Annotated in this window: 18 protein-coding genes; 10 read left to right on the forward strand and 8 right to left on the reverse strand. The window is 42.4% G+C overall.

What is annotated here, in order from left to right; all coding sequences use genetic code 11:
* Window positions 1–226 precede the first annotated feature (226 nt).
* Both recQ and cyaY read right to left on the reverse strand, forming a co-directional pair.
* Window positions 227–2,071 carry an ATP-dependent DNA helicase RecQ gene (recQ, locus tag ACLS0A_RS08080; RefSeq protein WP_416083016.1) on the reverse strand — a complete coding sequence of 615 codons (1,845 nt, stop codon included), beginning with the start codon at window positions 2,069–2,071 and terminating at the stop codon, window positions 227–229.
* A 60-nt stretch (window positions 2,072–2,131) separates the two neighbouring features.
* On the reverse strand, window positions 2,132–2,440 hold the full coding sequence (gene cyaY, locus ACLS0A_RS08085) for an iron donor protein CyaY (RefSeq protein WP_017806692.1): 309 nt from the start codon (window positions 2,438–2,440) through the stop codon (window positions 2,132–2,134).
* 147 nt (window positions 2,441–2,587) lie between these two features.
* Between cyaY and lptM the strand changes: the two genes are divergently transcribed.
* The 3 genes from lptM to ACLS0A_RS08100 all read left to right on the forward strand — a co-directional run bounded on the left by lptM (window position 2,588) and on the right by ACLS0A_RS08100 (window position 4,537).
* On the forward strand, window positions 2,588–2,707 hold the full coding sequence (lptM, locus tag ACLS0A_RS08090; RefSeq protein WP_264244790.1) for an LPS translocon maturation chaperone LptM: 120 nt from the start codon (window positions 2,588–2,590) through the stop codon (window positions 2,705–2,707).
* Window positions 2,708–2,717: 10 nt separating this feature from the next.
* Window positions 2,718–3,968: a diaminopimelate decarboxylase gene (gene lysA / locus ACLS0A_RS08095; protein ID WP_416083015.1), complete on the forward strand. Its 1,251-nt coding sequence runs from the start codon at window positions 2,718–2,720 to the stop codon at window positions 3,966–3,968.
* A 155-nt stretch (window positions 3,969–4,123) separates the two neighbouring features.
* A complete protein-coding gene (locus tag ACLS0A_RS08100; RefSeq protein ID WP_416083014.1) occupies window positions 4,124–4,537 on the forward strand; it encodes a hypothetical protein in 414 nt (137 codons plus the stop codon).
* A 41-nt stretch (window positions 4,538–4,578) separates the two neighbouring features.
* Here the strand turns inward: ACLS0A_RS08100 and ACLS0A_RS08105 are convergent, their stop codons facing one another.
* The 3 genes from ACLS0A_RS08105 to ACLS0A_RS08115 are packed head-to-tail and all read right to left on the reverse strand — an operon-like array spanning window position 4,579 to window position 8,011.
* Window positions 4,579–5,883: a sodium ion-translocating decarboxylase subunit beta gene (locus ACLS0A_RS08105; protein ID WP_416083013.1), complete on the reverse strand. Its 1,305-nt coding sequence runs from the start codon at window positions 5,881–5,883 to the stop codon at window positions 4,579–4,581.
* 13 nt (window positions 5,884–5,896) lie between these two features.
* On the reverse strand, window positions 5,897–7,732 hold the full coding sequence (oadA, locus tag ACLS0A_RS08110) for a sodium-extruding oxaloacetate decarboxylase subunit alpha (protein ID WP_416083011.1): 1,836 nt from the start codon (window positions 7,730–7,732) through the stop codon (window positions 5,897–5,899).
* 24 nt (window positions 7,733–7,756) lie between these two features.
* Window positions 7,757–8,011: an oxaloacetate decarboxylase subunit gamma gene (locus tag ACLS0A_RS08115; RefSeq protein WP_035688694.1), complete on the reverse strand. Its 255-nt coding sequence runs from the start codon at window positions 8,009–8,011 to the stop codon at window positions 7,757–7,759.
* 188 nt (window positions 8,012–8,199) lie between these two features.
* Here ACLS0A_RS08115 and ACLS0A_RS08120 point away from each other — a divergent pair, with 188 nt between their 5' ends.
* Entirely contained in the window at window positions 8,200–10,119 is a 1,920-nt protein-coding gene (locus tag ACLS0A_RS08120; protein WP_416083010.1) for an ABC transporter ATP-binding protein, read from the forward strand.
* Window positions 10,120–10,267: 148 nt separating this feature from the next.
* On the opposite strand, the gene rarD is transcribed toward ACLS0A_RS08120, so the two are convergent.
* Together rarD and ilvY are read right to left on the reverse strand one after the other, a co-directional pair.
* Window positions 10,268–11,152: an EamA family transporter RarD gene (gene rarD / locus ACLS0A_RS08125; protein WP_126370973.1), complete on the reverse strand. Its 885-nt coding sequence runs from the start codon at window positions 11,150–11,152 to the stop codon at window positions 10,268–10,270.
* Between the two features lie 35 nt (window positions 11,153–11,187).
* A complete protein-coding gene (ilvY, locus tag ACLS0A_RS08130; RefSeq protein ID WP_416083009.1) occupies window positions 11,188–12,066 on the reverse strand; it encodes an HTH-type transcriptional activator IlvY in 879 nt (292 codons plus the stop codon).
* Window positions 12,067–12,431: 365 nt separating this feature from the next.
* Between ilvY and ilvC the strand changes: the two genes are divergently transcribed.
* Both ilvC and ACLS0A_RS08140 read left to right on the forward strand, forming a co-directional pair.
* A complete protein-coding gene (gene ilvC, locus ACLS0A_RS08135) occupies window positions 12,432–13,913 on the forward strand; it encodes a ketol-acid reductoisomerase (protein WP_416083008.1) in 1,482 nt (493 codons plus the stop codon).
* Between the two features lie 160 nt (window positions 13,914–14,073).
* Entirely contained in the window at window positions 14,074–14,718 is a 645-nt protein-coding gene (locus ACLS0A_RS08140; protein WP_416083007.1) for a tellurite resistance TerB family protein, read from the forward strand.
* A gap of 169 nt (window positions 14,719–14,887) precedes the next feature.
* Here the strand turns inward: ACLS0A_RS08140 and mazG are convergent, their stop codons facing one another.
* Window positions 14,888–15,679, reverse strand: coding sequence for a nucleoside triphosphate pyrophosphohydrolase (mazG, locus tag ACLS0A_RS08145; protein WP_416083006.1), 792 nt, complete (start codon window positions 15,677–15,679; stop codon window positions 14,888–14,890).
* A 223-nt stretch (window positions 15,680–15,902) separates the two neighbouring features.
* On the opposite strand from mazG, the gene uspA reads away from it, so the two are divergent.
* The 4 genes from uspA (at window position 15,903) to ACLS0A_RS08165 (ending at window position 20,852) form a co-directional block, all read left to right on the forward strand.
* A complete protein-coding gene (gene uspA, locus ACLS0A_RS08150) occupies window positions 15,903–16,328 on the forward strand; it encodes a universal stress protein UspA (protein WP_103854345.1) in 426 nt (141 codons plus the stop codon).
* Window positions 16,329–16,508: 180 nt separating this feature from the next.
* Entirely contained in the window at window positions 16,509–19,133 is a 2,625-nt protein-coding gene (gene alaS, locus ACLS0A_RS08155; protein WP_416083005.1) for an alanine--tRNA ligase, read from the forward strand.
* A gap of 149 nt (window positions 19,134–19,282) precedes the next feature.
* A complete protein-coding gene (csrA, locus tag ACLS0A_RS08160) occupies window positions 19,283–19,465 on the forward strand; it encodes a carbon storage regulator CsrA (protein ID WP_103854347.1) in 183 nt (60 codons plus the stop codon).
* Between the two features lie 22 nt (window positions 19,466–19,487).
* A complete protein-coding gene (locus ACLS0A_RS08165; RefSeq protein ID WP_103854348.1) occupies window positions 19,488–20,852 on the forward strand; it encodes a phosphomannomutase CpsG in 1,365 nt (454 codons plus the stop codon).
* The last annotated feature ends 136 nt before the right edge of the window (window positions 20,853–20,988 follow it).

A 20,988-nucleotide genomic window follows, 5' to 3' on the forward strand; every position in this document is an offset into this window, starting at 1 on the left:
AAAATATATACTCCTATATAGAAAAAGAAAGATTTTATATGTGTGAGTATTTTCATTGTAATAGTAATACAAATGAGAATTGTTATTAATATTATGTATAGTTATTAATTCTGTTTTTTGTGTCAACTATTTTTTAACATTTTGATTACATACGTTTCGTTTTTGTGATCAGGTTCACAAAAAAGAGAGGAGCTAAGGAAGAAAACAGGGGGAAAACAAAGTGCGGTTATTTTTCGTTAGATAATTTAAGTGGTTGGCTGTTTTTTGCGCTGAGTGATTTATGCTCTTGGATAATATGCAGGAATGCCTGTCCGAAGCGCTCTAATTTGGTTGCACCCACGCCGTTGATTTGTAGCATTTCACGCTTGCTGGTGGGTTGATATTGTGCCATTTCCTGCAAGGTAGCATCGTTGAATACGATGTAAGGTGGAATGTTTTCTTTGTCGGCGATTTGTTTGCGTAAGAAACGCAGGCGGGCAAAGAGATCTTTGTCGTAATTTTGCACCGCACTTTTTTGCGTGCTTTGTGCGGTCATAATAGAAGAAACCCTTGGCGTGGCGAGTTGTAACGGCTTTTCGCCTCGCAAAATGGGGCGTGCGTTTTCCGTAAGCTGTAACACGGAATGAAATTGATTTATCACTTGTTGCACCAACCCAAGATGAATAAGCTGGCGGATCACGGACTGCCAATATTCTTTGCTTTTGTCTTTGCCGATGCCGTACACGCTGAGCTGATCGTGCTGGTTATCCTTAATTTTTTGGTTTTGCATTCCGCGCAGCACGCCGATCACATAATGCACGCCGAACATTTGCCCTACGCGATAAATGGTGGACATCACTTTCTGAGCGTCAATTAAGCCGTCATATTTTTTCGGCGGATCAAGGCAAATATCGCAGTTTCCGCAAGGGGTTTGACGATGTTCGCCAAAATAATTGAGCAACACTAAACGGCGACAAGTTTGGCTTTCGGCAAATTCGCCAATGGCTTCTAATTTGTGTTGTTCGATTTGTCGTTGCGGGCTTTCTGGCTTTTCCAACAATATTTTTTGTAGCCACGCATAATCGGCAGGTTCGTAAAACAGCACCGCTTCGGCAGGCAAGTCATCACGTCCTGCTCGTCCTGTTTCTTGGTAATAGGCTTCAATGCTACGCGGTAAATCAAAATGGGCGACAAATCGCACGTTGGATTTGTTAATCCCCATTCCAAAAGCGATGGTCGCCACCACCACTTGTACATTGTCCCGCTGAAAAGCACGTTGCACTTGCTCCCGCTGGCTCGCTTCCATTCCTGCGTGATAGGCTTGGGCTGCCACGCCTTTTTTACGCAAACTTTCCGCAATGCGTTCAACTTTATTACGACTGTTGCAATATACAATTCCGCTTTTGCCCTTTTGCCCTAGCACAAAGTGGCTGAGCTGTTCCATTGGCTTGAATTTTTCCACAAGGGTATAACGAATATTGGGGCGATCAAAACTGCCGATGTAAATATGCGGGTCATTCAGTTGCAAATGGTGCAGAATGTCTTGCCTAGTGGCACTGTCGGCGGTGGCAGTGAGTGCCATTATCGGGGCATTAGGAAAACAGCGTTTCAGTCCGCCTAGCTGGGTGTATTCAGGGCGAAAATCGTGTCCCCATTGAGAAATACAATGGGCTTCATCAATGGCAATAAAGCTCACTTGGCAATGAGAAATAAATTGGAAAAAACTGGTGGTCATCGCCTTTTCGGGCGAAATATAAAGCAATTTGAGCTGCCCTGAAATCGCCTTATTCTGCACAATTTGCTGTTGCTCAAAGGTTTGTGTGGAATTGAGATAATCCACTTCAATACCGTTGGCAAGCAGTTGGTCCACCTGATCTTTCATTAACGAAATCAGCGGAGAAATAACAAGGGTTAAGCCCGAAAAACAAAGTGCAGGGATTTGATAGCACAGGGATTTGCCGTTTCCCGTTGCCATAATCACGAGGCTATCCCGTTGCGAAAGGGCAGCTTGGATCACTTCTTCCTGTCCGCTGCGGAAAGATTGATAACCAAAAACCTCGTTCAGAACCTTAAGTGCGGTGTTTTTTTTCATTATTTTTGCGAAAAACTGGTTAAAAACGCACCGCACTTTGTTTATTTATGAAATGAGCCATTAGGCGAAATGCACTTGCTCGCCGTGTACGCGACAGGCTTCTTCCAAGCATTGCCAGAATAATTTGCCATCATTGGCGATCCATTGTCCGTCTTTAAACGCAAAGTGAAAACCGCCTGCTTTGCTGGCAAGCCAGAGTTCAAGCAATGGCTCTTGCTTGTTTACCACCACTTGGCTGCGATCAGGGAAGGTGATAGTAAACACCGAACCTTGCGTATCGCAATCCACATCGCAATCTTGCTCTTCTAATTGTTCTTCAATGCTGAGCCAAATTTGCTCAATATTTTGATGAAATTCTGTAACGTTCATAATTTTTCCATAAGCGAAATAGGTAAGGCGGAATTATAGAGAGTTTTTGCTATTTATACAAAGTGCAAAAAAGAATAGAAATTTCTCTAAATATCGTTACTATACATAAGATTTATCATCTAAGCACAAAAACCAAGAGAAACACCAATGAAAAAACTGATTTTATGTTTAACTTTAGGGGTGATCACCCTCGCTGCCACGGGCTGCGGCGTGAAAGGCCCACTGTATTTCCCAGAAAAAGACAACGCACAAACACAACAACAATAAAGGATTGGTAATGGATTTTTTTCAGTATAAAGACGATCAATTAATGGCAGAACAAGTGCCCGTGGCTGAAATCGCCCAGCAATTCGGCACACCCGCTTATATTTATTCCCGTGCGACCCTTGAACGCCACTGGCACGCTTTTGATAACGCTTTAGGCGATCACCCTCACCTCATTTGCTTTGCGGTGAAATCCAACCCAAATTTAGCCATTTTGAACATTATGGCGAAGCTAGGATCGGGCTTTGATATTGTGTCGCAAGGGGAATTAGAACGCGTCCTTGCAGCAGGTGGCGACGCGAGCAAAGTGGTGTTTTCTGGCGTAGCAAAATCGGAACAAGAAATTGAACGTGCGTTAAACGTGGGCATTCGTTGTTTCAATGTAGAAAGCCTTGCGGAGCTTTATCGCATTAATGAGGTAGCAGGACGTTTAAACAAAATCGCACCCATTTCTTTGCGTGTAAACCCCGATGTGGACGCACACACCCACCCTTACATTTCCACAGGCTTGAAAGAAAATAAATTCGGCGTGAATGTTGATGAAGCCCGCGAAGTGTATCGCATCGCAAGCCAGCTACCACACATTAAAATTACGGGAATGGATTGCCATATCGGCTCACAACTCACGGAAATTCAGCCGTTCCTTGATGCTACCGATCGCCTGATTGTGCTAATGAAACAATTAGAGCAAGACGGCATTGAGCTTACGCATTTAGATTTAGGCGGCGGCTTAGGTGTAACCTACAAAAACGAAGAAGCCCCACACCCTAGCGAATATGCCAAAGCCTTATTGGAAAAATTAAAGGATTACCCAAATCTTGAAATTATCCTCGAACCGGGGCGTGCGATCACCGCAAATGCTGGGATTTTACTGACTAAAGTGGAATACCTAAAAAGCAATGAAAGCCGTAATTTCGCCATTGTGGACACGGGGATGAACGATATGATCCGCCCCGCGTTGTATCAAGCTTATATGAACATTATCGAAGTGGATCGCAGCCTGCCGCGCGAAACAAAAGTTTATGATGTGGTCGGCCCCATTTGCGAAACCTCTGATTTCTTAGGCAAACAGCGTGAACTGGCGATCGCCCAAGGGGATCTCATCGCCCAACGTTCAGCGGGGGCTTATGGTGCAAGTATGGCGTCCACTTACAACTCACGCCCAAGAGCCATTGAAGTGATGGTGGACGGTGATCAAGCGCATCTTATCAAACGCCGTGAAACCTATCCTGAATTATGGCAGCTAGAAAGTTTATTGCCGTAAAAATAATAGAAATAACCCACGTTTTTGTGGGTTATTTTTTTAGGATTTGATGAGCGTTATATCGCTCAAAATAGAATGTAAAAATTTATTTTGCTAAAATAAAGTGCGGTGCGATTTTGCTGAATTTTTCCTTCAAATATTATTAAGGTAACCCAATGAAAAAACTCTTAAAATGTTTAAATATGATGATAATAGGATTTAGTGGTATGATGATTAGGCGTGTTGAAAAATCAGGCTGGGTATCAGGCTATGAGCTTGAGTTTGTGCTTTTATCGCTCATTATTTTACTTTCTATTGTTTACTTTTCTACCTTATATATTAATAAAAATACCATTAAACCGAATAATCCATTTAATGGCTTAAATGTAAAAGGCCGTAATGTACTTTTGTTTTATTTTGCCTGTTGTTTAATGATTTTTTATCTCTGCTATTTTTGGAGTAAAAAATATAGTTTGGATACGTCTTTAGCCCTAATCTATTTTATTATTTTAGGTGTAATATTGAGCTTCTTTTATACTAAAATTCTCCGCTTTGCGAAGAAACATTATTCTTTAGAGAAAAAAGAATAAAAAAGCCACCTTTGCGGTGGCCTTTTTATAGGTTACATTTATCACATCATTGCTGAAATATATTTCAACATTACCCCAGCTGCGATGGCAGATCCAATAACGCCTGCGACATTTGGCCCCATTGCGTGCATTAATAGGAAGTTCTGGTGATCGGCTTCTAAACCAATTTTATTGGCAACGCGCGCGGCCATTGGTACGGCAGAAACCCCCGCTGCGCCAATTAATGGGTTAATTGGATTTTTGCTAAAGCGGTTCATTAATTTCGCCATTAATACGCCAGATGCGGTGCCGATAGCAAAGGCGATCATTCCTAATAATAAAATCCCGAGGGTTTGTGGTTGGAGGAATTTATCCGCCACCAATTTTGCACCAACGGAAAGCCCGAGGAAAATGGTAACGATGTTGATCAGCGCATTTTGTGCGGTGTCGTTTAAGCGCTCCACCACGCCACTGACGCGCATTAAATTACCAAAGCAGAACATTCCTAATAATGGCGCAGCATCAGGTAAGAGCAATGCCACTAGCACTAATAGCACAATCGGGAAAAGAATTTTTTCGCGGTTGCTTACGGTACGCAGTTGCACCATTCGGATTTTGCGTTCTTGCTGTGAAGTGAGCGCTTTCATAATCGGCGGCTGAATTAATGGCACGAGCGCCATATAAGAATAGGCTGCCACGGCGATCGCACCTAATAATTCAGGGGCGAGTTTGCTCGCAAGATAAATAGCGGTTGGGCCGTCTGCTCCACCAATAATGCCGATTGCGGCAGCTTGTGGCAGGGTGAAGTCGATAATACCTAGCCAGTTTAAACCTAACGCACCTAACACCGTAGCAAAAATGCCAAACTGTGCCGCAGCGCCCAATAAGAGCGTGCGTGGGTTGGCGAGCAATGGGCCGAAATCGGTCATTGCCCCTACGCCCATAAAGATAATTAGCGGTGCAACGCCATAGCCAATCGCTACTTTATAGAACAACGCCAACACGCCTGCGGAATAGCCCATATCCCCAGCCATTACTTCCAATTCATTTTGTACAGAATGCAGCGCATTGTTAAGTGCGGTCTTAATGGACGCAGGATCAGCAATGGTACCGAGTTTGCTTGCTACAATGGCAAGTTGCTCGCTGGTGCCGTTATGCAAAAGGTTATCCAATGCGGTCATTGCTAAGCCTGCTTCAGGGATATTAGAGAGCAATCCACCAAAGCCAATGGGGAGCAATAACAGGGGTTCAAATTTTCGTGCGATGGCAAGCCACAAGAGTAGCAGGCTGACGGCAATCATTACCGCCTGTCCCCACTCTAGGTGCATAATGCCCATTCCACGCAGTAAAGACAAAATACTTTCCATTTTTACCCCGCACTTATGCAATTGTTAATAAGGTATCGCCCACGGCAACGGCATCACCGGCTTTCACGCTGATATTTTGCACCGTTCCCGCTTGCGAAGCACGGATTTCGGTTTCCATTTTCATTGCTTCAAGAATGAGCAATACATCACCCTCTGCCACTTGTTGCCCCTCGGTTGCCACCACTTTCCAAATGGTGCCTGCCATTGGCGCATTCACTGGCGTACCATTTGCTGCTTGCGGTGTGGCTTGCGGCGCGGCAGGCTGTGGTGCGGTTTGTGCAGGTTGAGCTGGTGGTGTTGCAGCTGGGGTGATTTGATTAATATCGCCACCCTCGCTTACTTTAACCACAAAGGCTTTGCCCTCTAATTCCACAGTATAAACCGCTGCGCCACCGGCAGATTGTTTTACAGGTGCGGTGGTTTTTTGCGAAGTTTTTTCTGGCGCTTGTTTCACCGTTGGTGCAGGCTCAAAGGCATCAGGGTTGCCACGATTTTCAAGGAATTTCAGTCCCACTTGTGGGAATAATGCCACAATAAGCACATCATCAATTTCATTGTCAGACAGTTTGATGCCTTTCTCTTTGGCTTGTTGTTTGATTTCGAGCGTGAGTTTCTCCATTTCTGGCTCAAGGTGATCTGCAGGGCGTGAAGTGATTGGTTCTGCACCCTCTAACACACGCGCTTGCAATTCTGCGTTTACTGGCGCTGGCGTGCGGCCATATTCGCCTTTTAAAATCCCAGCGGTTTCTTTGGCAATGGTTTTGTAGCGTTCACCCATTAATACGTTGATCACCGCTTGCGTTCCAACAATTTGTGAAGTTGGCGTCACTAATGGAATATAGCCCAAATCTTCCCGCACTTTTGGAATTTCTTGTAACACTAAATCCAATTTGTCAGAAGCATTTTGCTGTTTTAATTGGCTTTCAAGGTTGGTAAGCATTCCGCCCGGTACTTGTGCCACTAAAATACGGCTATCTACGCCTTTTAATTGTCCTTCAAATTTATGGTATTTTTTCCGCACATTACGGAAATAAGCGGCAATTTTCTCTAATTTTTGAATATCTAAGCCTGTATCGTAAGGTGTACCTTTTAAGGTGGCGACTAAGGCTTCTGTGGCTGGGTGGCCGTATGTGCCACTCATTGAAGAAATGGCAGTATCTACGCCGTCCACGCCCGCTTCAATCGCTTTCAATAAGGCCATTTCTGCCATTCCCGTGGTGGCGTGGCAATGCAGATGAAGTTGCACATCAAAGCGTTTTTTGATTTCGCTAACTAAGTGATAGGCTTCGTTTGGTGTGAGAATACCCGACATATCTTTGATTACAAGGGAATCAATACCAATTTCTAACAGTTGTTCTGTGGTATCAAGCCAAGTTTGTAAAGTATGCACGGGGCTTGTGGTGTAACTTAATGTTCCTTGCGCGTGTCCGCCATTTTTACGCACCGCTTTCAGCGCTTGTTGCATATTGCGCGGATCATTCATTGCGTCAAACACACGGAACACGCTCATTCCATTATGCACGGCACGTTCTACAAAGCGATCTACCACATCATCAGCATAATGACGATAACCTAGCAAATTTTGTCCGCGTAATAACATTTGTAATGGGGTTTTTGGCATTGCTTTTTTGAGTTCACGCAAACGCACCCAAGGATCTTCCCCTAAAAAACGAATACAAGCGTCAAAGGTTGCACCGCCCCAAGCTTCAAGCGACCAATAGCCAATTTCATCAAGTTCAGCAGCAATAGGTAACATATCATCAAGGCGTAAACGGGTCGCAAAAAGGGATTGGTGCGCATCACGCAACACAACATCAGTTACAGCAATTTTTTTCTTTTCAACAGTCATTGTATTTTCTCCAAATTAATCAATTTAAAGCCCTTGATTACGGCGATGATGAGCAATCGCTGCCACAATAATAGGGCGTAATCTTTCTAAATCATCTGTTTGAGTGGATTGTGCTTTTATCGGTGCAGGCGGGGTGAGAACAGGCTCAGGAAAAAAGCGGTTTACTAGTTTCGACATTAATCCAATGGCAAAAATTAGGATTAACAAGAAAACCAGCACGAACCCCATTCCCGAAAACATTAGGTTAATGCCCTCTTGCATAAGTTCAGCGTTTGTCATTTTTATACCTCAAAGATGTAAAACAGCGTTTCATATCATATCCTGTTTAGGTTATAAAAAAATTGAACTAGATCACATTGTTGAAAATGATTTTTGAAAAATTTCCAATAAAAATTTGGAATGATTGGCAATTTTTATAAAAACGTGGAAAATAACCCCTTTGTTGATCAGAGATAAACCGAAATTTAATGATTTTATTTACCAATCTTTCGCTAAAACGTGGACAAACGACCTTACTAGAAAATGCCAATGCCACCATTAATCCTAAGCAAAAAGTGGGCTTAGTGGGCAAAAATGGCTGTGGTAAATCTTCGCTACTCGCCTTATTAAAAAAAGAAATCAGTGCAGAGGGTGGCGAAGTGAGTTACCCCGCAAACTGGCAACTGGCTTGGGTGAATCAAGAGACCCCATCTCTTGCCATTTCTGCCTTGGATTATGTGATTTTAGGCGATCGCCAATATATGGCATTACAGCAACAGTTAGAGCAAGCCAATCAAAACAATGATGGCAATGCCATTGCGCGCATTCACGAACAATTAGATACCATTGACGCGTGGACGATTCAATCCCGTGCCGCGTCATTATTAAACGGCTTAGGCTTTAGCCAAGCAGAATTAAGCCAGCCCGTGAGTGCCTTTTCTGGTGGCTGGCGAATGCGGTTAAATTTAGCCCAAGCCTTATTATGCCCCTCCGATTTGCTCTTGCTTGATGAGCCAACCAACCATTTAGATTTAGACGCGGTAATTTGGCTGGAACGCTGGTTGCAACAATATCAAGGCACATTGGTGCTGATTTCTCACGATCGTGATTTTCTCGATCCTGTTGTGGATAAAATTCTGCATATCGAAAATCAAAAAATCAACGAATACACCGGCGATTATTCCTCTTTTGAAAAGCAACGGGCAGAAAAACTCGCCCAACAAACCGCGTTATACCGCCAACAACAGCAAAAAGTGGCTCATTTGCAAAAATACATCGACCGCTTTAAAGCCAAAGCCACTAAAGCGAAACAAGCCCAAAGCCGAATGAAAGCCCTAGCCCGAATGGAGCTTATCGCCCCCGCTTATGTGGATAATCCATTTACCTTTGAATTTCGCGAGCCGTTGGCATTGCCTAATCCGTTGCTTTCAATGGAGAAAGTCAGTGCGGGTTATGAAAATAATGGGCAAACCACGGAAATTCTGAAACAAATCAAATTAAATCTTGTTCCTGGTTCACGCATTGGGTTGCTCGGTAAGAATGGCGCAGGAAAATCCACACTGATCAAATTATTAGCGGGAGAAATCACCGCACTTGCTGGCAATATTCAGCTCGCAAAAGGCGTACAACTTGGTTATTTCGCACAACATCAGTTGGATACCTTGCGCGCGGAAGAAAGCGCTCTTTGGCATATGCAGCATCTCGCTCCACAACAAACGGAGCAACAATTACGCACCTATCTCGGCAGTTTCGCCTTTCACGGCGATAAAGTGAATGAGTCTGTTGCCACCTTTTCAGGTGGCGAAAAGGCACGTTTGGTGTTGGCATTAATCGTTTGGCAGCGACCAAATTTATTGTTATTAGATGAACCGACCAACCATTTAGATTTAGATATGCGCCAAGCGCTAACTGAAGCCTTGGTGGATTATCAAGGTTCATTAGTAATTGTTTCCCACGACCGCCATTTATTACGCAATACCGTTGATGAGTTTTATTTGGTTCACGATGGGCAAGTGGAAGAATTTAAAGGCGATTTAGCGGATTATCAAAAATGGCTTAACGAGCAAAATAGCCAACCTCAGTCAACAGAGAAAGACGCGACAAAAACGGAAAGCGACAATTCTCTCATAAATCGCAAAGAACAAAAGCGCAAAGAAGCCGAGCTTCGCCAACAACTTGCTCCACTGCGAAAATCCCTTGCACAATGGGAAAGCAAAATGGAAACCCTATCACAAAAACTGGCAGATATTGAGCAACAACTCGCCAACGGTGATCTGTACCAAGCAGAAATGAAAGAAAATCTCACCGCACTTTTAAAAGACCAAGCGGAATACAAAAAACAGCTAGACGAAGTCGAAATGGAATGGTTTGCCGCGCAGGAAGAGATTGAAATGATATTAGGCAGCTAAAACAAAAGTGCGGTGCTTTTTTAGGATTTTTTGGGGCGAATGATTTACCTTTTTGTTTCTTTCTATTAAAGGTAGCCTGTTGCGATAAAAACTCCGCAAAATCCCACCGCACTTTATATTTCCTTTTGTATGGAAAATATGAGGGCGTTTAGGAAATGGGGGGAACTGTTTTTCGTTGCATTGCTCGCAATCCATCAATGATGATCAGCCCCATACCGATCATTAAAGATAAAAAGAGCGGGTAATTTTCGGCGTCAATATTTTCTCCGATGAATAGGGAAACGGCGAGCATCATTATGGGTTCAGCGTAGCCGAGTAATCCTAGCACGTTGATCGGCAATAGGCTGCTGGCAACGATGTAAGCATTAAAGGCAATGCCGCTGAGTAAGCCGAGCAGAAATAATAACGATAAAATATTCGGATTAACCAACCGCACTTCTGCAATGTTTACTTGCGCGGCGAAATAGATACACACGGGCAAGGTCAATACCATTTCAATGGCAAAGCTGGTGATGTCGTTAAAGCCGAACCATTTGCGAACCATAAAATAAACGGCGTAAGTGCAAACGGCAATGCTTTCCCAAGAAAGTCCGCCCTTTGCGCTAATGTTAAAGGCGATGCCAATGGCAGCGATGATGATGGCAAGAAATTTCAGCGGGGAAATGCGTTCTTTAAAGAAAATTCGCCCTGCTGCCACTAAAACGAGGGGCAGTAGCAAATAACCAAGAGAAACGCTCAATGCACCGCCGTTGTTTGGTGCCCATAAAAAAAGCCACATTTGAAAGCCCATAATGCTACCGTTAAACAAAAAAACCAGTAATAACCAAGGCTGTGCTTTGATGCGTTTTAGGTGAGCGATCAACATATATTTTTGGCGGAAAATGAACACGGCGGCAATCACAAAAGGTGCTGTAAAAACAACACGATAGCCAAAAATATCTTCGCCGCTTAATGGCAATAATAATGTGGAAAAATAATAAATATAGCCAAACAACATTGAGGCCAAAAGAGAAAAACCGATACCTTTTACCATAATCCACCTAAAATTCACCAAATTCTTACCGCACTTTACCCCAACATTTGCCAAAATGCACGAACTAAGGGCAAATTGAGTAAGTTCTTTTGTACGCAAATCCCTAAATCGAATGGTTGTACAGGAATATCAATCTCTAAAGTAGAAACCTGCAAATTAAGCGGGCTATTTTGGATCACAATATCAGGCAATAACGCCACGCCGCAACCAAGCGCCACCATTGACACGATCCCTTCGTGTCCTGATACGGTGGCGTAAATTTTCGGGTGTTTGATTTTTTTCTGTTGAAACCACTGATCAATCCGCTGTCGAGCAGGCCCTTCCACTGGCAAAATAAAGGGGATTTTTTGCCAATCAATGGGTGTTTGTTGCAATAATTGCGTGGTGGCACAGGCAACGCGTGGCGCAATGAGGGAAAGGGTTATATCATCAATATGATGAAATATTACATTTTGTGGCAAGTGCGCGGGGCGTCCAGCTAGGGCTAAATCAACTTGCTGACGCTGAATAAAGTCAAGTGCCATCGCAGGATCGCCAGTGGTTAGCTGAATTTCTACCTTCGGATAGTGTGAGCGGAATTTTTCTAACATTGGTGGCAGGTGGCTGTATGCGGCAGTAACCGAGCAAAATAGGCGTAGCTCCCCTTGCAATTCCTGCTGATTAGAACGAAATTGCTGTTTTAAAGATAGCCATTGTTGCCATTGCGGATAAGCAAATTGCAAAAATAGCTCGCCTGCGGGAGTGAGCGAAACCTTGCGGTTATCACGCAATAATAACGGTTCACCCAGTTCTTCTTCAAGCCGTTTAATTTGCCGTGAAAGGGTGGAAGGCGACATATAATGCTGCCCGGCAGTTTTAGCGAAATTTTTGTTTTCCGCGAGATCGATGAAGAGTTTGAGATCTTGGAAGTTCATTGGTTTTTTCCTTTTATATGAATAACGGATTTCGCCGTTGGCGCCTTACTTTCTTTTGCTTTCCCAAAAGAAAGTAAGCAAAGAAAAAGGAACCCCGACTAAATTGCTGTTCTTCGCACCAATAAAATTTTCTTAACGAAAAGTAAGCCCATACTCGCTACGCTGCGTTCAGGCGTTACTTTTCTAAAAATTTTATTTTTGCTCAGGCAATTTACACGGGGAATGATCAACAACATTAATTTACTAACTATATATTGCAAAAACTGCAACATTAAGTTCCAATAATATCAATTTACGCAATCTTTATAAAGGTATAATCTGTCATTGATTATTTTGTAAACCAACTTAACCAAAAGGATAAAAAAATGGCTAATTATTTCAATACATTAAATTTACGCCAACAGTTAGACCAATTAGGTCGCTGTCGTTTTATGGATCGTGAAGAGTTTTCTGATGAAGCGAATTTCTTAAAAGGCAAAAAAATTGTGATTGTGGGCTGTGGAGCTCAGGGATTAAACCAAGGTTTAAATATGCGTGATTCAGGCTTAGACATCAGCTATGCGCTACGCCCTGAAGCCATTGCGGAAAAACGTGCTTCTTTCCAACGAGCCACTGAAAATGGTTTCAAAGTGGGCACTTATCAAGAATTAATCCCTACTGCGGATTTAGTGATTAATCTGACTCCAGATAAACAGCACAGCAAAGTGATTGCAGATGTAATGGGTTTAATGAAAGAAGGCGCGGCGTTAGGTTATTCACACGGTTTGAACATTGTGGAAGTGGGGGAGCAAATTCGTCCTGATATTACCGTTGTGATGGTTGCGCCAAAATGTCCAGGGACAGAAGTGCGTGAAGAATATAAACGTGGTTTTGGTGTGCCAACGCTTATCGCGGTTCACCCTGAAAATGACCCGAAAGGCGAAGGTATGGCGATTGCTAAGGCTTGGGCGGCAGCCACAGGCGGACACCGTGCCGGTGTGTTAGAATCTTCATTCGTGGCGGAAGTAAAATCTGACTTAATGGGTGAGCAAACCATTCTTTGTGGTATGTTGCAAGCAGGTTCAATCCTTTGCTATGACAAATTAGTGGCGGACGGCAAAGATCCTGCTTATGCTGGAAAATTGGTGCAATTCGGTTGGGAAACTATCACTGAAGCGCTAAAACAAGGCGGCATCACCTTAATGATGGATCGCCTGTCTAACAGTGCAAAATTGCGTGCCTTTGGACTTGCGGAAGAAATTAAGCAAGAATTAGACTTCTTATTCAAAAAACATATGGACGACATTATCAGCGGCGAGTTTTCTCGTGTGATGATGGAAGACTGGGCAAACGGCGATGCAAACCTATTAAAATGGCGTGAAGAAACCGGCAAAACTGGCTTTGAAAATGCACCAAAAGCGGACGGAATCAAAATCAGCGAACAAGAATATTTTGATAACGGCGTATTAATGGTGGCAATGGTAAAAGCTGGCGTGGAATTGGCGTTCGATACAATGGTTTCTGCAGGTATTTTTGAAGAATCTGCTTATTATGAATCCTTACACGAATTACCATTAATCGCTAACACTATTGCGCGTAAACGCTTATACGAAATGAACGTGGTGATTTCAGACACAGCGGAATACGGTAACTATTTATTCGCCAATGTAGCAACCCCAATTTTAGCTAAAACGGTAATGCAACATTTACAACGTGGTGATTTGGGAGAGCCAACACCAACCGTGGAAATCGACAACATCACCTTACGCGATGTGAATGACGCAATCCGTAACTACCCAATTGAGCTAATCGGTCAAGAATTGCGTGGTTATATGACAGATATGAAACGCATTTCTTCACAAGGTTAATCACTTGTTTTAAATAGAAAGCCAGCTATGATGCTGGCTTTTTTGTTGGTAAAAAATTTGCAAAAAATGCACCGCACTTTCTCTAATGGGCAAAATAAAATGAACTAATTGGCGAATAAATTGACAATATTAGGAAAGATGATAACGAGAGGAAACTTCTATGGATTTTAACCAAATTTTAAATCAAGTATTCAACGTGACTAAAGATCAGTTTGGCAAAACAATGAACGGTAATTCCACCGCGGATAAAATTACCAAAGTAGGTGGTGGTGCGGCAGCGATAGGCTTGCTTTCAATGATTTTTGGACGTAACGGTGGAGCAAGCCTGACAAAGTTAGGTTCTCTTGCGGCACTAGGTAGCTTAGCCTATCAGGCTTATCAACAATATCAGCAAAAAAATTCACAAAATTCTACCGCACTTGATTCCACGCTTAGCGAAGAAACCTTTGTGGATACCGCAGAAAAAGCAACATCAGGGCAGTTAATTTTGCAAACGATGATTGCAGCGGCTGCCGCTGATGGAGCGATTACTGATGAGGAAAAACAACTCATCATCACTGAAGCGGGCAATGATCCTGAAGTCTATCACTGGTTGCAGCAACAAATTGAGCAACCTATTTCTATCTCACAAATTGCACAACAAGTAGGCAACGACACTGCTTTGGCTTCACAAGTTTATTTGGCAGCTCGTGTGGTGTGCGGTGAGTTAGATCGTAAAGAAATTGTTTTTCTTGCTAATCTTGCCACGGCGTTAAATCTTGATGATGCTTTAGTTGAACAATTAGAAAAACAAGCCGGCTTCTAATTTCTTTAAGAATTGCGTTTGAAATAAACGGTGTGTTTAAACAACACGCCGTTTTTTATTTTTATGGTTTATGGATTGATGCAATAAAGAAATAATCTCCCGTTTTTGTAAAGAGAAGTTAGCGGGAGATTAAAGAAGAACGAGGAAAAATTAAAGTGCGGTGGAATTTTTACCCGTTTTCTTGTTTTTTCACTTCGTCCCACAATAGATCAAGTTCTGCTAGTGTGCTGTTTTGTAAAGATTTGCCCTGCTGTTTTGCTAAGGTTTCTAGTTGACGAAAACGGCGTTCAAATTTTTGATTGGCTTTGCGTAAGGCTTCTTCTGGCGCAGTTTTTAAATGGCGGCTTAAATTAACGACAGAAAAAAGCAAATCACCGATTTCTTCTTCAATTTTTGCCTGATCTTGTTGTGGGCGAGCAAGCTCGGCTTGTACTTCTTGTAATTCTTCTTGTACTTTAGCGATCACTGGTTGTACGTTATCCCAATCAAACCCTACTTTGGCACAGCGTTTTTGTAATTTTTCTGCGCGCATTAGGGCTGGAAAAGATTGCGGAATATTATCCAAAATAGATTGGTAAGCTTTGTTTTTATTTTCTTGTGCTTTGATTTTATTCCAATGGCTGAGCGCTTCTTGTTCGTTGTGTGCTTTTTCTTCACCAAAAACGTGTGGGTGGCGGCGCAGAATTTTTTCTGCCACTTCATTAACCACATCATCAAAGGTGAACAACTTATCTTCTTTGGCAAGTTGGCTGAAAAAGACCACTTGGAGCAGTAAATCGCCCAGTTCTTCGCGTAAATTTGCTGTATTTTGTTGTTCAATGGCTTCTACCACTTCATAGCTTTCTTCTAATAAGCAAGGGATCATTGATTGATAAGTTTGCTCTAGATCCCAAGGGCAGCCTCCATTTGGATCGCGTAGTTTGGCAATGAGTTGTACAAAATCTTGAATAGAATGGTTCATTTTGATCCTTTATTTGTTGCGGTTGGCGTGCAAGAAGTGGGGCGATAATAGCACAATGTTTAGCGGGCTTGAGTAAAAATTTATAGCGGATTGCTATTTTTTTACAAATAAAAATAAATGTTTTTTCTAAAACGTGATCCAGTGCATATTTTTTTTATAGCACTAGTGTTAGTATTACCACAAAAGAAGTTGATTAACCTCTCAAAAAGATAAGGAGTTAGTTATGTACAAACACATTTTAGTTGCTGTTGATCTTTCTGAAGAAAGTGCATTCTTGGTGGAAAAAGCGGCGGGTGTTGCAAAACGCAATGAGGCAAGATTATCCATTATCCACGTTGATGTAAATTTCTCTGATCTTTATACGGGGTTAATTGATGTGAATATGTCTTCAATGCAAGACCGTATTTCCACTGAAACTCACCAAGCGTTGGTGCAATTAGCGGAGCAATCTAGTTATCCTGTTTCAGAGAAATTAAGTGGTAGCGGTGATTTAGGACAGGTTTTGGCTGACGCTATTGATAAATATGATGTGGATTTATTAGTAACCGGTCATCACCAAGATTTCTGGAGCAAATTGATGTCTTCTACTCGCCAAGTAATGAATACTATTAATGTTGATATGTTAGTTGTTCCATTACGCGAAGAATAGTAATTTAGCTGATTTATTCTCACTTGTGATCTGTACTTTGGCGATGAAGAATTTCATCACTAAAAGTGCAGGTCCTTTTTGTTTTTAGGATTGAAAAATGTTTTTTCTAAATTGCAAAAAATGTGCCAAAATAGCACAATTCACAACGAATTTAATGAAGATAGAATAAGGCAAAATTTAATGAAAACAACCGCAGAAATTAGAAAATCTTTTCTCGATTTTTTCCATAGTAAAGGACACCAAATTGTCCCAAGCAGTTCGCTTGTTCCTGAAAATGATCCAACATTATTGTTCACCAACGCGGGAATGAACCAATTTAAAGATGTATTTCTTGGTTTAGACAAGCGCCCTTACAGCCGTGCGACAACCGCACAACGCTGTGTACGTGCAGGCGGAAAACATAACGATTTAGAAAACGTGGGCTATACCGCGCGTCATCACACCTTCTTTGAAATGCTAGGAAATTTCAGCTTTGGTGATTATTTTAAACAAGACGCCATTCATTTTGCGTGGGAATATCTCACATCCGATGCGTGGTTAGGTTTACCAAAAGAGAAACTTTGGGTAACGGTGTATGAAACCGATGATGAAGCCTACGATATTTGGCACAACCAAGTTGGCGTGCCAGCAGAACGCATTATTCGCATTGGCGATAATAAAGGCGCGCCTTATGCGTCAGATAATTTCTGGCAAATGGGTGATACTGGCCCGTGTGGTCCTTGTACCGAAATTTTCTATGATCACGGCGATCATATTTGGGGCGGCCCACCGGGTTCACCTGAAGAAGATGGCGATCGCTATATTGAGATCTGGAATATCGTATTTATGCAGTTCAACCGCCAAGCAGATGGCACAATGGAAAAATTACCAAAACCGTCTGTGGATACGGGAATGGGCTTAGAGCGTATCACCGCTGTGTTACAGCACGTTAATTCCAACTACGATATTGATATTTTTAAAACACTTATCGCAAAAGCAGCAGAATTAACAGGCGAGAAAGATTTAGGCAATAAATCTTTGCGTGTAATTGCAGACCATATTCGTTCCTGTGCCTATTTGATCGCAGACGGCGTATTGCCATCTAACGAAGGGCGCGGTTATGTATTGCGCCGTATTATCCGCCGTGCCGTACGCCACGGACATTTACTTGGTGCGAAAGAGGCCTTTTTCTACAAACTTGTGCCAACCCTTGCAGAAGTGATGGCGGAAGCTGGTCAAGAGATCAAAGAAAACCAAGCGCATATTGAAAAAATCTTACGCTTAGAAGAAGAGCAATTTGCGCGCACTTTAGAGCGTGGTTTAGCGCTATTAGATGACGCCTTAAGCCAAGTGAAAGACGGCGTGCTTTCTGGCGAAGTGGCATTCAAACTTTATGATACCTTTGGTTTCCCACTGGATCTTACTGCCGATGTGTGCCGTGAACGTGGCATCACTATCGATGAAGCAGGCTTTGAGCGTGAAATGGAAGCGCAACGCCAGCGCGCGCAATCAGCCAGCCAGTTTGGTATGGATTATAACAACGTCATTCGTGTGGACGGTTCAACCGCATTTGAAGGTTATAGCGAGTCAGAAAGTATCGCAAAAATCACCGCACTTTTCTACGAGGGCAAACCGGTAGAACAAATCAGCGCAGGACAAAGTGCGGTGGTAATTTTGGAAAATACGCCATTTTATGCGGAATCTGGTGGTCAAGTGGGCGATACAGGGCGTTTAGAAGGGCAAGATTTCTTATTTAACGTTACTGATACGCAAAAATATGGTCAAGTATTTGGGCATATTGGTGCGCTTGCAGAAGGCACATTAAGCGTTGGACAATCGGTGAATGCCGTTGTTGATGTGGCACGCCGTAAACAAATTTCCTTAAACCACAGCGCAACGCACTTATTACACGCCGCATTACGCCAAGTGTTAGGTAAACACGTTGCGCAAAAAGGTTCGTTGGTATCAGACAATTTATTGCGTTTTGACTTTGCACAACCTGAAGCCATTTCTAAAGAACAGTTGTTTGAAGTGGAAAAATTAGTTAACCAACAAGTGCGTGCTAATCACCCTATTCAAACAGAAATTATGGATTTAGATGCAGCGAAAGCAAAAGGCGCAATGGCATTATTTGGTGAAAAATACGCCGAACAGGTGCGAGTTTTAACAATGGGCGACTTTTCTATTGAACTTTGTGGCGGAATTCACGCCCAATATACGGGTGAGATTGGTTTGTTCAAAATCATCAGTGAAAGTGCCATTGCGGCGGGTATTCGCCGTATTGAGGCGGTAACGGGCGAAACTGCCATTGATTGGCTTCACCAACAGCTTGGCGTGTTAAATCAAAGCGCAGACTTATTAAAATCTGATGTTTCTTCGCTGACGGATAAAATCCAACAATTACAAGACAAAGCGAAGAAAGCAGAAAAAGAATTGCAACAACTCAAAGAGAAAGCTGCGATGCAAGCTGGATCGGATATTGCAAAAAGTGCGGTGAAAATTAACGGTGTTTCCGTGGTATTACAGCAACTTGACGGTGTGGAAACAAAATCGCTGCGTGTGATGGTTGATGATTTGAAAAATCAACTTGGCTCTGCAGTGATTGCCTTTGTTTCTGTATTTGAAGGTAAAGTAAATTTAGTGGTAGGCGTAACTGCTGATTTAACTGCAAAAGTCAAAGCAGGTGAGCTTGTTAATCTGATGGCTCAGCAAGTAGGCGGAAAAGGCGGTGGTCGTCCTGATATGGCAATGGCAGGCGGTTCACAACCTGAGAATGTCGAAAAAGCCCTTGCCGTTTGCGCTGACTGGTTAAATTCTCACTTATAAAATAAAAATTTTGTGCCGTAGCTCACAACTTTGCATTTCAGTCATCACGTTGTGAGCATAAGTACGGTAATATTTAGGGGTGATGTACCCTTGGATATAAGGGGTAAATGATCGATAGGGATGTCGAATAAAGGAAATGAGGAGGTTGTATGCTAATCTTAACCAGAAAAGTTGGCGAAAGCTTACTCATTGGTGATGAGATTTCTATTACGATATTAAGTGTTCGTGGTAATCAGATCAAAGTGGGTGTGAATGCCCCAAAAGAAGTGTCTGTCTATCGAGAAGAAATTTACCAACGTATTAGAGAAGCAAAAGATGAGCAATCATCTTAATTAAGAAAAGGAAGTGGATGTTATGGGTAAATTAACTTGTTTTAAAGCGTATGATATTCGTGGTCGTTTGGGCGATGAATTGAATGTGGATATTGTCTATCGCATTGGTCGAGCATTTGGACAGTTTTTAAAGCCTAAAACTATCGTTGTTGGTGGTGATGTGCGTTTAACCAGTAAAGAATTAAAAAGTGCCGTAACAAACGGTCTATTAGACTCTGGGGTAAACGTGATTGATTTAGGCGAAACGGGAACCGAGGAAGTTTACTTCGCCACTTCTTTTCTTAAAGCCGATGGCGGAATTGAAGTAACCGCAAGCCATAATCCGATGGATTACAATGGCTTAAAATTGGTGCGTGAGGGTTCACGTCCAATTAGTGCGGATACTGGGCTTGCTGATATTCAACGCTTAGCAGAGGAAAATAATTTTCCACCTGTTACGCAACGTGGTGAATATAAGCAACTTTCCGTATTAGGTGATTACGTTGAGCATTTATTATCTTATATCAATTTAGATAATTTAAAACCAATGAAATTGGTGATTAACTCAGGAAATGGCGCAGCAGGGCACGTTATTGATGCCATTGAAGCGCAATTCCGGGCAAAACGTGTGCCGGTGGAATTTATTAAAGTGCATAACAATCCAGATGGTACATTCCCAAATGGGATTCCAAACCCGATCTTGCACGAAAATCGTCAAGATACCATTGATGCCGTGCTTGAGCATAAAGCGGATATGGGCATTGCCTTTGACGGTGATTTTGACCGCTGTTTCTTATTCGATGAAAACGGTAACTTTATTGAGGGTTACTACATTGTTGGATTACTTGGTCAAGCCTTCTTGCAAAAAAATAAAGGGGCGAAAATCATTTATGATCCACGCTTAATTTGGAATACGGTTAAATTGGTGGAAGAAAATGGCGGTGAGGCAGTAATGTCGAAATCAGGCCACTCTTTCATTAAAGAAAAAATGCGTGCCGTTGATGCCATTTATGGTGGGGAAATGAGCGCACACCACTATTTCCGTGATTTCTTCTACTGCGACAGTGGAATGATCCCTTGGTTATTAGTGATGGAATTAGTTTGCACCACAGGCAAATCATTAGGCGAATTAGTTAATGAAAGTATTAATACTTTCCCATCTCCGGGCGAAATTAATAGTAAATTAACCGATGCCAAAGCGGCGATTGCGCGCGTTCGTGCCGCCTATGAAAAAGAGGCTATTTCAGTAGATGAAATTGATGGTATCAGTATTGAATATCCAAATTGGCGTTTCAATTTGCGTACATCAAACACTGAACCTGTGGTACGTTTAAACCTTGAAACGCGTGGCGATAAAGAGTTAATGGCGGAAAAAACAGAAGAAATTCTGGCATTATTACGTCAATAATTTGCGAAAAAAGCACCGCACTTTTGTTTGCGGCATCGCTTATCAAAGTGGCTATCTGAGATAGCCGCTTTGCTATTTTTGCAACGACCCCATTATTAAAGTGCGGTTGTTTTTTTAGAAATTTTTACAAAAGGAA

This window comes from Avibacterium volantium (assembly GCF_049366555.1).
GTDB classification, from domain to species: Bacteria; Pseudomonadota; Gammaproteobacteria; order Enterobacterales; family Pasteurellaceae; genus Avibacterium; species Avibacterium volantium_A.